11 protein-coding genes are annotated in these 13,210 nt (G+C 42.8%); all 11 read right to left on the bottom strand.

Going from position 1 to position 13,210, the window contains the following annotated elements:
* Positions 1-936 precede the first annotated feature (936 nt).
* The 11 genes from rimO to P0M11_RS02240 all read right to left on the bottom strand — a co-directional run bounded on the left by rimO (position 937) and on the right by P0M11_RS02240 (position 13,206).
* The gene (rimO, locus tag P0M11_RS02290) at positions 937-2,241 is read right to left on the bottom strand and encodes a 30S ribosomal protein S12 methylthiotransferase RimO (protein ID WP_275624268.1); all 1,305 of its coding nucleotides are present in this window, start codon (positions 2,239-2,241) and stop codon (positions 937-939) included.
* Positions 2,242-2,364: 123 nt separating this feature from the next.
* Complete coding sequence (gene rfbC, locus P0M11_RS02285) at positions 2,365-2,910, bottom strand: dTDP-4-dehydrorhamnose 3,5-epimerase (RefSeq protein ID WP_275624267.1); 546 nt, start codon at positions 2,908-2,910, stop codon at positions 2,365-2,367.
* Complete coding sequence (locus P0M11_RS02280; protein ID WP_275624266.1) at positions 2,907-3,884, bottom strand: glycosyltransferase family 4 protein; 978 nt, start codon at positions 3,882-3,884, stop codon at positions 2,907-2,909. Before P0M11_RS02280 ends, rfbC begins: the two co-directional genes overlap by 4 nt.
* 3 nt (positions 3,885-3,887) lie before the next feature.
* Entirely contained in the window at positions 3,888-4,784 is an 897-nt protein-coding gene (locus P0M11_RS02275; protein ID WP_275624265.1) for an NAD-dependent epimerase/dehydratase family protein, read from the bottom strand.
* Between the two features lies 1 nt (position 4,785).
* Complete coding sequence (locus P0M11_RS02270; RefSeq protein ID WP_275624264.1) at positions 4,786-5,934, bottom strand: glycosyltransferase family 4 protein; 1,149 nt, start codon at positions 5,932-5,934, stop codon at positions 4,786-4,788.
* Positions 5,924-6,796, bottom strand: a complete 873-nt coding sequence (locus tag P0M11_RS02265) for a glycosyltransferase (RefSeq protein WP_275624263.1) — start codon at positions 6,794-6,796, stop codon at positions 5,924-5,926. Before P0M11_RS02265 ends, P0M11_RS02270 begins: the two co-directional genes overlap by 11 nt.
* A gap of 188 nt (positions 6,797-6,984) precedes the next feature.
* Positions 6,985-7,839, bottom strand: a complete 855-nt coding sequence (locus tag P0M11_RS02260; protein ID WP_275624262.1) for an alpha-1,2-fucosyltransferase — start codon at positions 7,837-7,839, stop codon at positions 6,985-6,987.
* Positions 7,840-7,852: 13 nt separating this feature from the next.
* Positions 7,853-9,703, bottom strand: coding sequence for a hypothetical protein (locus P0M11_RS02255; protein WP_275624261.1), 1,851 nt, complete (start codon positions 9,701-9,703; stop codon positions 7,853-7,855).
* Positions 9,700-10,593 carry a glycosyltransferase family 2 protein gene (locus P0M11_RS02250; protein ID WP_275624260.1) on the bottom strand — a complete coding sequence of 298 codons (894 nt, stop codon included), beginning with the start codon at positions 10,591-10,593 and terminating at the stop codon, positions 9,700-9,702. The genes P0M11_RS02255 and P0M11_RS02250 overlap by 4 nt, the downstream gene beginning before the upstream one ends.
* Positions 10,586-11,785, bottom strand: coding sequence for an O-antigen polymerase (locus P0M11_RS02245; protein WP_275624259.1), 1,200 nt, complete (start codon positions 11,783-11,785; stop codon positions 10,586-10,588). The genes P0M11_RS02250 and P0M11_RS02245 overlap by 8 nt, the downstream gene beginning before the upstream one ends.
* The gene (locus P0M11_RS02240; RefSeq protein ID WP_275624258.1) at positions 11,782-13,206 is read right to left on the bottom strand and encodes a hypothetical protein; all 1,425 of its coding nucleotides are present in this window, start codon (positions 13,204-13,206) and stop codon (positions 11,782-11,784) included. The genes P0M11_RS02245 and P0M11_RS02240 overlap by 4 nt, the downstream gene beginning before the upstream one ends.
* Positions 13,207-13,210 lie beyond the last annotated feature (4 nt).

The following is a 13,210-nucleotide window of genomic DNA, read 5'->3' as shown; positions in this document are numbered from 1 at the left end:
AAAGTGTTAAAAAGCGGCCTGAAATGTTAATACTTTTAACTCTGCTGCTTAAATTTTGCCCCTATGTTTCAGCACAGTCCACTGATTACCAATTTTTTACATAGTAAATCGCACAAGTGTTCTTTAGGCTTAAACGCAGTCTAACCTTCTAACACTCTACCTTTTGAACTATATTGCAGCAGTCTCAAATCTGAAATCTTGGCTCTTGGCTCTTGGCTCTTGGCTGTTAGCTCTCTTAACCACAGAGACACAGGGAATGCACAGAGGGCACGGGGATCATGGATTAGGGTTGTTGAATGTTGAATTTTTAATCTTGAATTTTGGATTCGGGATTATTTTCATTGGCCTCTTCATTACCTTCTACCTTTTCAACCTATTGAAGCAGTCTCAAATCTGATGTCTGAAATCTTACATCGTTGCTCCTGGCTCTTACCAAAGCACACAAAGCCTTCTCAAAGAACACAAAGAGAAAACCACAGAATACACAGTGGCTTTTAACAGGGCACAGAATTAATTAATTGTGAGTGCTGTAAGTGAATTCTGGATTCAGGATTCAGAATTCAGGATTCAGAAATATTTTGAATAGCCTCTTCCTTACCTTATAACCTCTTACCCCCTCAACTTAACCCCAACCTAATCTGGGCTACTGGCTATTGGCTATAAGCTATAAACTATAAGTTTCCCGTTATTTCTGCCTGTACTGCATCCTCGACCTTCTAATCCCCAAACCTTTTAACCTCTTAACCTTTACCTTAACCTTAATCTAAACTTCAACATTGGCTCTAATCAATTGTCTGAAATCTGAGGTCTGAAATCTGAAATCTCAGTTCCTGGCTCCAGAACTAAAAACCGTTAAGCCGTAAATTTGTTAAACTGTTAGATTGCTAAATTGATAAATTCTGACTTCTGATATCTGATATCTCGTATTTGGCCTTTTTAAACCAGCTTGCCGTACAGGTCGAATTCCTCAGCAGAGGTAATCAGAACATCTGCAAACTCACCTATGGAGATATAAACCTCATCTGTCGCTTCCACCAGGACGGTATTATCCACATCGGGCGAATCAAATTCAGTGCGGCCTACAAAATAATTCCCTTCTTTCCTGTCGAAGATGCAGCGGTATACCTTTCCAATGCGTTCCTGGTTCTTTTCCCATGAAATCTGGGACTGGAGTTCCATGATTTCCTCTACACGGGATTCTTTTACCTCCTGCGGCACATCATCTTCCAGTGCATACGCCGTAGTATTCTCTTCATGGGAATAGGTAAAGCAGCCCAGGCGGTCGAAACGCTGCGTGCGCACCCATTCCTTCAGTTCCTGAAAACGTTCCTCAGTTTCGCCGGGGAAACCTACGATCAAAGTGGTCCGAATGGCCATATCCGGCACCATCAGTCTGAATTTCTCCAGCAGTGCATTGGTTTTCTCATGAGAGGTCCCGCGCTTCATGGCCTTAAGGATATCTGAGTTGATGTGCTGAAGCGGTATGTCTATATAGTTACATACTTTAGGTTCATTTTTTATGATCTCCAGTACATCTTCCGGAAAGCCGGTTGGGAACGCATAGTGCAGACGTATCCATTCAATACCTTCAACAGTTACAAGCCTGAGCAGTAAATCACCAAGCGCCCGCTTCTTATAAATATCCAGACCATAATAAGTGAGATCCTGCGCAATCAGGATCAGTTCCTTGACTCCTTTTTTTGCCAGTTTTTCTGCCTCAATTACGAGATTTTCAATAGGTGTGGAAACGTTCTTACCCCTCATGAGCGGGATGGCACAGAACGAGCAGGGCCTGTCGCAACCTTCAGCGATCTTCAGGTAGGCATAATGCCTGGGAGTGGTAGTCAGCCGCTCGCCCACCAACTCCTGGCGGTAATCTGCGCCCAGGTGCTTTAGCAGCAGCGGCAAATCACGGGTGCCAAAATACTGGTCCACATCCGGAATCTCACGGATGAGATCCGGCTTATATCTTTCGGAAAGGCAGCCGGTAACAAAAACCTGTTCCACCTCTCCCCTTTTCTTAGCCTCTACAAAATCCAGGATGGTGTTTATGGATTCTTCCTTGGCATTGTCTATAAATCCGCAGGTGTTGATCACTACCACATCGCCGCGGTCTTCATGCACCACTTCCTTACCGCTGGCTTCCAGCTGGCCCATAAGCACTTCGGAGTCATACACGTTTTTGGAACATCCAAGGGTTACAATATTGATTTTCTTCCTGCCTGTTGATTTTGTGCGCATCTATATTCTGTTAAATCCGGATCTGTCCGGGGGTTATGCCGCATATCTGAACTCCTGGAATACGGGCGTGCAAATTTAGCAATAAAAAAAAGAATCAGGACGCTGATTCTTAGAGAGATGAAATTAAAAATTTCTTTCGGCGAAGTGCGGCTGAATGAGGTCTTTATCAGACAGGATAACGTCGGATGCAGGTAGCTTCCAGTCGATAGCCAGGTCCGGGTCATTCCAAAGCACACCGCCTTCTGATTCTTTATTATAAAAATTATCACATTTATAGGCAAAAACGGCCGTTTCAGACAACACAGAAAATCCGTGTCCAAAACCGCGCGGCACATAAAACTGAAGTTTGTTTACAGCGGTGAGTTCTATTCCGTACCATTTGCCAAAGGTGGGTGAATCCGGCCTAAGGTCCACAGCAACGTCCCAAACACTTCCCTCCAGGCAGGAAACAAGTTTCGCCTGGGCATGATCGCCCTTCTGCAAATGCAGGCCGCGAAGCACGCCATAAGAAGATTTTGATATATTGTCCTGCACGAAGTGCCCGTTCATACCGGTCAACTCTTCAAATTTCTTTTCGTTGAACTTTTCGTAGAAGTACCCGCGTTCATCTGTAAAAACGGAAGGCTCGAGGATATAACAGTCCTGTAAAGGAGTGGGTCTTACTTTCATAGTGATCTGGATATTTGTTTTTTGACCTGCCTTTTAACCAGTACATAAGCGGCAACAGAAAGCACCATGACCACAGGAATAAGTACAGATCCGGCCAGGTCAGAGAAAATAACTAATATATTAATTACAAGCTGGATTCCCGCATATGCAGCGCTCACTGCAATATGTGAATATCCTTTATCATTGGCAAACAGCTGATACAGATGCCTGCGGTGCGCTTTAAAGATATTCTCCCCTAAACGCAGCCTTTCAATAATTGTAATTACCGTTTCTACTCCATATACGGCCAGCAGAAGTATCCATTTCAGTTCGCCGGTTGCGACAATAAGCGTTCCGGCAAGTGCCGCAATCCAGAAGGCAATTCCCATGCTTCCTACATCGCCCATAAAACACACAGCCTTCTTTCTGAAATTAAAAAAAAGAAATACAATACTGGCTATTGCTGGGTAAAGGATGAAGTCTGCATCGGTAAATGCAGTCAGTGAACTGTTAATATAATAAAGACTGAGAAGGGTTACCAAACTGTATAGACCGGACATCCCGTTTATGCCGTCCATAAAATTGAACGCGTTCAGGACTCCCATCGTAATAACTACCGCAACAGGAATAAGAAAAACGGGTGTGGTAGGTGCAGCCTGAATGAAGTAAAAGAGGAACAGCACGGCCATAAACTGGAAGATAAGCCGGACTTTGGAGGAAAGACCGCGAAGGTCGTCAATGAAACTTACGGCACAAACCAGAAAAAGCCCCAGACCAAAAAGCAAATAGTCTTCCGGATGTACCTCAGAGAAAATCTGACCATAAGCAAGGTATAGCAGAAATACGAACGGATATACCACACCACCACCCCGAATGGTAACCTCACTGTGGGCGCTGCGCCTATTCGGTTTATCAACGATATTGTAATGATTGGCAATACGAAAATATACAAGGCTGAACAGCAGGGCTGCAGCCGCGATGATGATATATTCCATCTGTTAATTAAAACTTTTCAGGGTCTTCAAAAGACCGTCTTCTGCGGCAACCGGCAGATGTTCTATGCCCAATACCTTCTTTATTTTAGCATTGCTTACTACGTAGCTTTCAGTCAGTTTCTTTAACCGTTCCGTGGTAAGCGGCAGAGCCAGAAAGTCTCCGCTTTGAGCAGCGAAAGATATTAATTTCTGTGGGATATTCCAAAGTTTTACAGGTTTTCCTGTGGCCTCCCCAATGAGTTTAACCAGCTTGTTAGTAGCAACGGGCTGATCATCAGCAAAATGATATACGCCTGAGGGCACCTCTTTTTGCATCATTTGCCAGACCAGAAAATTAAGGTTGTCGATAGTTAAAAAGCTGCGGCTGTTCTCATATGCTGCCAGGGGCCAGGGGATACTCCGCGATACCACTTTATACAGCAGATTCAGGTTGCCTTTGTTACCGGGCCCGTGTATCATACAGGGCCGGATAATGAACAGACGTTTGCCCGCGGGCAGTTGCTGCGAAAGCAAATACTCCTCGGCCAGTCGCTTGGATTTGCCGTAGGCAGTTTGAGGATCAGGCCTCTGCTTTTCATCCAGGATACCTGTTACAGTATCGGCAGCGGCCTTTACGCTGCTGAAATAGAAAAAGTCCCGGATATCGGATTCCAAAAATTCATTGAAAAGGATTTTAGTCAGTTCTGTATTGATCTTATAATACTCCTCCTCAGATGTAACGTGGGCTGTATCATGTGCTTTTCCGGCCAGGTGAATGAGGGCGTCCGCCTGCCGGTCCAGTATCTTTTCCCAGCCGTCCTCTCTCATGGAGACTGGCAGCACTTCATTCCCCTGATCTGAAAGGAAGGCTGAAAGATTTGTTCCAACGAAGCCGGATACGCCTGTAATGGTGATTTTCATTTTAATAACCCAGTTGTTGGTGAATGCGGTCCCAGATAATGCTTTCTTCAAAATTTTTTCGGACAAAGACCCGGCCGTTTTCCCCATGTTGCAGTCGTAGCGTTTCATTTTGCAAATAAATTCCTACTTTATCAGCGATATCCTCAGCGGCATTGGAGGTAAAGAGACCGGTTTCCCCGTCCCTTACTGATTCTTCGCAACCAGTTGCCCTGGTGATGACCACAGGTAACTTCATGGATGACGCCTCCAGAGCGACGGTGGGAAAGCCTTCGCGATAGGTGGGTAAAACAAAGATATCCATTACAGAAAAATAGGGTGAAGTAGCCGCAACAGCACCAGCAATTATAACAGTTGGGTCGTGCTTAATTAATGCAAGTGAATCGGCACTTATAGCATCCCGTTCTTCTATCGGACCCACCAACAGGAGTTTAATATTACTATAGTTCTCCTTCAGGATTTTCCATGCAGCAATCAGTTCGTTAATTCCTTTATCTCTTACAATCCTGCCTACATAACCAATTACCAGATCATCAGCCATGATATTCAAAGTCCCCAAAAGCCTGTTAACCTCTTCTCCATTTTGTAACAGGGGGTTATATTTATATTCTGTATCAATACCATTGCAGGTTCCAAGCCCAAGGATAATGTTTTTCTCTGCGCGATTTAGGCAGTCCCTTTCACTAATACTTTTTACAGAATTACTTACGCACACCACTTTGGTTGCCAGATTTCCGGAAAGACGGTCGATGGTTTTAAGCAGCAGTCTCGTTAGCCCGCTGCTGGTTTCGTATATAATTCCATGTCTAAAATAGATCCGACTTTCCACTCCGGCAAAAAATGCAGCAATCATGCTTACCATACCTCCTTTGGGAGTATGTCCTACTACTACATCAATATTGTTTTTTTTAATAAACTTATAAATCCGGAAGATGGCCTTCAGGTCGGTAAAAGGGCTTATGCTTCTCGTAACAACCACTGGGAAAGGCTCATAGCCAAGCTGCACCGATTTTTGCAGGAAATCATCCGAGGGGGAGCATCCCAAAAAATAGCGGTTTCCGGTGCGTTTTTTCAGATAATTGAACTGATTACCAAAAAAATGATTGATGACGAACGATACGGTTATAATGTGGAGTATCTTCTTACTTTCCATTAACGATTTCTCTTAAAGTAGATTTCCATTCTGCGCTCACCTCGTAATTTGCAGTGTTTCTTCTTGAAATCACCCACCTTCCTTTATTCATCCGCGTTAGTAATGACGCAACTACGATCTTCAGCTTATTTTCCGCTATTAATGCCAACCTCAAAAGTTTGTAATTCCGCAGGTAATCGGAATTACGGAACAGTCTATTTTTTTGGGTAAGACGGTAACGGTAAGTTTTGAGCTTAAAAATCAAGGGGTCCCTGTAAAAAAGCAATGGTTCTTCTAAAATTCCAAAATTACCATTCTGGAAAGTTCTTAACCATAATTCTGCATCTTCCACTCCGTCATATTGTTCTGAATAGGGGTTTTCTTTAAAAAACGCTGTTTTCCCCGCTACGGTAGGATGATTAAATAAAATTGTTCTGAATAATTGCCGGTATTCGCTCAGCAGTTCCGCTTTCCTGAAAGCAACCGCTTGATTATCATCATCCACAATAACAACAGATGAGCCTACAGCATCAATATTGGGGTGTTTTTGAAGATAATCGATCTGTTTTTCTAAACGATCCGGAAACATAATGTCATCTGCATCCATCCTTACAAAAAACTTTCCTTGGGCCATACCGATCTGCTGATTGAGACGGTAGGGTAAGCCAAAATTCCTTCCGTCACTAAGCAACTGAATTCTGTCGTCCTTAAAAGACTGTACAATTTTAACTGAATCATCTGTGCTCCCGTCATCAGTAATAATAAGTTCAAAATGCCCATACGTCTGCGAAAGCACCGACTTTATGGCAAGACTGATAAATTTTTCTGCATTATATAACGGGATACCCACGGTTACTAGAGGCAATAGCTTCTCGTTCTTCATGAAAGTAATTTAGAATCTGGTTTTGTTTTCATTTCTTGATTTCGCTTTAAGAATTACCAAATGAATATTGTAAAAATAACAATTACCTAGAAATTATAAAGACAGTCAGCCTGGAAGTAAAGTTAATTTGCCTATCCCTCCTTTTGCCATGGCATCACGCAATCATTGAAACAAAAGTTTTTGATAAACTATCCAACCGTTTTCCAGGATTGGGGTATTAATGTCGTAATATATTTAGCAAGATGATTAATGTACCACTTTTGGGGAGCGATAACCATTTTTTCCCTGTGAGGGTTGAGCCATGCTGCCCACCAGCTGAAGGTTGAGTTGCCGATAATGTTGTGTTTGCAAAAACTCATAAGCAGCAGATCCTCTACAGCACTATTTCCTTTAACATGGGTAAACTTTCCTTCAGGAAAATGTTTACCGGCCCATTCCGAATCCTGCGTAAAAACAAAAAAATTGCCCTGCCCCTTTTCGTTTATGACTGCATTCATTGCCCGTTCATAGTACTGCTCATCACAAATATGGTAAATATGGGTGTTTTTAGGAACCGATAAATAATCTTCCCTTCGGATGTGAATACTCACGGAATTCGTTAATCTCATTTTTTCCAGCAGGTTTGCATGTTTTTCAAAAAAATTAGGGGTCGGCACCAATACCGTCCGGAGATGTAGTGAAATTTCCTCCAGGTATTGCCAGCCCTGCCAGTATCCTTCATAATATTTCCCGTCTTTCAGCTCCAAACTGAAATCATGTGCATGTTTCTGCACAAACCTATGCGGGCTTATTCCGGGAAATTCCTGAATAAGCTTGCGCTTCAGTCGATCTATTGTTCCCATATCGGAAACTGGCTCTGTAAAGAAATCACCTTCCAGGCAAAAGTAATCCAAGCCAAGGGTGCGTTTCGTGAAGTTTTTTGCCTCTATGGAGGTCTGTACATCATACCGTACAGGAACACCCAGTTTTTGTGACGCATACTGCCCAAATGCGTACTGAAACAACTGATTTCCCAACCCTCCAAAAACTTTTACTGTAATCATAATTAATATTCCCTTATTGCAAGGTTAAATTCTTCCAGACAGGTGCCTTATAGCTGGTTTTCACCTCGCTGACTGTAAAATTTAACGGTTGTTCCAATGATATTTTTTTTCCGGTGATTCCGGAAATTCTGTTATAATTGCTATCGTCACCAACACGGATCCAGTCACCAACAAGAAGTCCTGCCACACTGTTTACGGTTAGTGTTTTTTCATTCTTCCTTCCGGACCCTACGACATTCATCAGGGTGCCGGATGTGCCGGGCTCAGTGCATACCATTCCTACGGTTTCGTTCTTAGGAGTAATGAATTTGATATGATCTCCGTTATCCCAGGTCTCTACGGAGGCAGGGATTTCATCTGCAAGTACGCTGATTTTACCTTCTGTATACTGCAAGGTGGTCCGCAGTAAGGGTACTTCGCCTTTATGGTCAAATGGGGTCACCAAAACCAAACCCGTCGCCTGGAGCCGCCTGTCGATTAAATTCGTGAGCCTTCGTGTACCGCCCCTATGGGATGCAAGAATATCAAAGGTAATCAGATTCATCATCAGCTTGCCTTCTCCTCTAATAAGTGCCGGAACGGAGTCAAGTCCAAATCCCACCGAATCGGTAGGATCCGCAAACTTAACTGTATGCAGGGACAATACAGAACCCACGTCAATTCTTATAAATGAGTCCAGCCTTTTTACTGACCGCTTTGTATAACCGTCTACAGGATTTAAAGTCAGCGCAAAATTGCTGAGGGACAGACTGCTGTTGTCATCCACATAGACGGCCAGGCCTTTCCTCACTATTCCGGTACTGTTTACAGTAATAAAACCGTTGTTAATGGTCACTGACTTAGCGTTCCTGGTATAAATCATCGGTAGGTCGTTAACGGGCCCGGCATCCTCATAGTAGGATTCGATGTACAGTCCGTTAAAGTTCATATTTACCGTAGTATTTTTCGCAGCGGTCAGTTTCAGCAGGGTCCCTGCACAACTGCTGAAGGTGAGCTTTTCAAAAAGTGAATTGTTGCTGGCATCACTGTACGGATTGGAGGTTTCACTTTCGGAATCAATTACACCGCTAAGTGGCAGACCCAAATTATTTGAAGTCTGCATTGTACCGCAGTTTTCAAATTTAATGTTCCTGAAGTAACCTTCCCAAAAACTGCCCTTAATGGCACTTTTCCCAAAACCACTGAAGTACAGGTCCTGGAAGGACATATATTCTACATAATCCAAAACGACCGCATTACTCCTAATGGAGGAGTTATCAGTATTGATCTGCAGGTTACTGAGTCCACCGCCACTGAGCAAACTGTCCCACGCATTGACTGTCGGTTTGCGGCCGAAGAAGAACAACGGCTCTTCTCTGTTTTGGCCAGCATTTGCATGGATGATGCTAATCCCCGGGCCGTCCCCATATATCTTCGTGTAATGGTCTGATATGATATATGCTCCGGATGTCCTGTACACAGAGTACGGGAAATAAAGTGCAGTTCCGTACAAATGAGATCCAGTGGGCGCACTTATGTTACGCGTACCCAAAAACCTCCCTATCGCCTCTGTGTCATCGGTGCCGCTTCTCAACGCATTAATGTCGCCCTCCAACCGGTACATTGCATCACCTTTTGCGCCAAAATCCTTGGGTGAAACAGCAGAAAAATTGACAATCCTGTAGAACCTGCCATCCTTCTCAATAATTACCTTGCCGTCTACTGCTGCAGAAGACACCGGTCGGCCGCCGGACAGAACTTTGATCTCCTCATAGTTCTGAACCAATCTGGTTTTGGGATCAACCACGGTAATTATTTGAGCGTCAAAGTTTAAATGAAAACTCGCTACGATGAAGGGAATGTATTTCATTTTCATAGGCGTCATCTTAATAGCTTTTTAAGTACGATTGAGAATTCATTAAGTAAGATAAATAATTTCTGGGCGAAAATCCCTATACCTTCGTATTTCTTTAAATAATAAAGTGTGCTTTCATATTTATAACGCTCCATTTGCACATTAATCTGCCTTCCCCTGGACTTGGTCGAGACTCCCTGCAGATGTTTTATCTCTGTATAACCGTTTAAAAAACATGTTTTACCCAGGTCTTTGATTTGCCTGCCCAATATTAGTTCCTCATAATAAAGAAAGGTGCCCTCATCCAGAAAATCGATATCCCGCAGGAATTTGTCTTCAATAATGAAAGCCGCGCCGTTTACTGAATCACAAATCATATATTTTCCGCGGTAAGGTAACTCACTCCTGTAAACGAAGTGATCAGTCAGTTTGCGTATAAATGGGGTGAAGACCGGAGTAGCCAGTTTGAACATTTGATTTTTTGAAAGTACCCGCCGCACCTGAATCTGCTGCTCTTGCAGAACCGCTGATGCCACCGTATTCACTAGGGGAGATCCTGCCACCGCACCTGCCGGGGCGTTATGGTTTAAACCTTCCGCCATTTTTCTGATAAAATCGGGATCCTCAATAACAATGTCGTTGTTAAGGACCAGATGATAATCTATTTCCCTGGAAGACGGTAATCTTAAACCAAGATTATTACCCCGGGAATAGCCAATATTTAGGGGAGAATAGATGGTGTATACATGGGGCGGAAGAAGTCGGTGCAACATCTCCCTGTGCTGAGGTTCACTGGCATTGTCCACCACCACAATTTCTGTGTTCGTGTACGTTTGCTTGCCTAGTTGATTAACAAGATCTGCCGTAAATTGCGGTTCGTTATAGTTTAAGATTACGATCCGTATATACCACTCATTCATATCTAAGTTTCTTGGTGAAGAAATTAAGGAATAGCAGCATTACAACGGTAAGAAGAACCGGAAATCTTATGAATTCATTGTTGGCAAAAACAAAAAGATTATAGTAACAGACATAGCCATAGAAAATAATATTAAATAGATTGTAGTTATTTTTTCTTATGCGCTGGTAACTGTAATCAGAAAACAGACCTATAGAGAAAGAACCGGCTATGGCTCCCGGAATGCCCAGATCAAGGGTAAAGGCATCCAGGAAAGTGTAGGTGTTTGACACCAGAGACTTGGACCATTCCCGTACATAGTCAGGATAGGTGTCAATGAGTTCCAGTTTTTTCAGAACATAATTCAGCCAGTCCAGCGAATAAAAGGGACTGTCATAACCTGCAGAATCATGGTAATTACCGTTCAAAATATCCTGATAAGTAATCAGTCCGCCGGACAGATAGAGCCAAAACTGATCCGATATATCGGCTGCATCCGCTCTGTCTCCCAGCAGGAGAGTCTGCGAAATCCCAAAGATGACAATAACCAGGATAACACCGATTCCCAAGGTTTTTACAGGCAGTTTTACCCGATAAATATAGACATAGGTAATCAGCATGACCACAACAAGCTGCATAAAAGGAGCTCTCGTGAACTTCAGCAATGAGATGACTGCAGCTGTGAGAACCAATACTCCAAAAAGAATTTTCGAAAACTTCTTTTTTCGCACCAGATACAGGGCAAGGGGAAGGAAAATTAAGTAAGCGCGCTGGAAAAGAGCTTTAAAGATGTTGCTTTCGTCAATTTCTTTGAACTCATCTTTTGTACGCATGCCTATCCACGTCTCAATGGAAGTAAAATTGAAAGCAACCTTTTCAAGGAGATTGTAGTTCGCAATTATACAGAAAACAAAAAGCACCAAAATAATCACCTTTACGGTTCGCTGGTTATAATATTTTTCTAATGTATGCTCTACCTGAGGCATCTTTAAAATTGATGAGCCAAGGAGGTACGCGAACAGACATAGGTAATAGAGTAAAACTGCGGCCTCTTGAAGTTTTTCCCTGTAAACTATCTGTGCGGTAACAATAATAAAGACCCACACTACGGTGAAAATAGATAGGTGATTAAGCGGCGTATCATACACTCTCATTCTTCTGCGCACAAGAAAGAAAGCAAGTAAAATGAGTACAATGTTGAATACAATCATCATATAGCAGCGGTCTTGAAGCGTTTAAGTGTCATATAAAAATCGCTAAGGTTTTTCCAGTTTACAAACAGAAAAGCGATGTAAACAGAAAGATACAATATAAATGCATAAGCCGGCAACAAGTGGATAAAAGCACATAAAAAAGTGACGGAAAGAATGAAATCCCACGCTCCGGACCAGAAAACCTTTATCAAGAATGCCTTCTCAAGCGCCCTTTCCATCAGGTACCCCCTAAGGGCTATCCCAAACGTCATACTGATCATGATGAACAAAACCGAATCAAGGGCCGCTCCAACCAGGCATAGGATCAGTGATAAAAGCATACATGCAATATTCACCTTCATCAGCAGCCGTTCTTTTCTGAGAACTTTCATATAGGTGGACAGCAGGATCTGCATCTTCCCCTCATAAACGCATACAGGCAGCAGAGCAACAAAATAAAGCAGGTTAGATGCATACGCTGGAAGCCAAAGATGTACAAGCCAGAAAACAGCAGGATAGAAAAGAAGAAATCCGTATAAAGTCACATTGAGAAAACGAAGTGATCCTATGTAGAAAAACTTCTGCATGTCATATTTCCCGTTCTTAAGCAAGGGGAAAATAACAATTCCAACCTGCCGAATGAAGAATATGAACAGGGTAGTTACAGTTATGGCCAACGATACTTTCCCGAATTCGACAATCCCCCACTTTCTTTCGATAATAAAACGACCGCAGCCTACGATGAGCATGCCCGCTACAGATGAAATCATGAGCTTACTTCCCGCACTTATATTCTTGCGGAATTCCTTAAAATATACCACTTTGTTTTTGAAGTGAATCCTCACTGATAGTACTTCCCGAATTAAATAAAAACTTGGGATCAGAACCAGTGAATAAGTAATGATGTAAAATAAAATAAATGTACCGAAACTGCGGCATCCGAGTACCAGTAAAACGGTAAAGAACGCGACCAGCAGCACACTGGCCAGCATTGTGGTATATGAAAACTCGCGGAGCCTGTTTGTGGATTGCAGTAAAGAGGTGGAATAGGAAGCGAGGTTGGATACGAACATATACACTAGCGAGAATAGCACCACAAAATGGTATTTTGCTGAATCTGCTTCAAAGAAAAATAAATACAGGTTCAGAACGATGAAGAAAAGCAACTGAAGCCCTAGCAGCATCACAAACTGGCCTTTAAGAATTTCCTTGTTAATTATTTTGTATTTTTTACCTCCATAGCGCAGGTACACACCGTCATTAAGTCCTAAATGAAAAAAGCCGGCAAATGAACAGAAAAACAGAAAAAGCTGCCAGAACCCAAAGTCTTCCATGGACATTACTTTGGGAAAAATAAGGCTGATCACTATATTCAGCAGCAGGGCGAACATCTGGGCTGAAATCAGAAACAGATAGTTATGGGTGGCAGTTTTTAGGTTCACTGGA

Origin of the sequence: Kaistella sp. PBT33-4 (genome assembly GCF_029194425.1) — a bacterium.
Taxonomy (GTDB): domain Bacteria; phylum Bacteroidota; class Bacteroidia; order Flavobacteriales; family Weeksellaceae; genus Marnyiella.
Note: the sequence above shows the minus strand (reverse complement) of the source record. Positions and strands in the feature narration are given on the sequence as shown.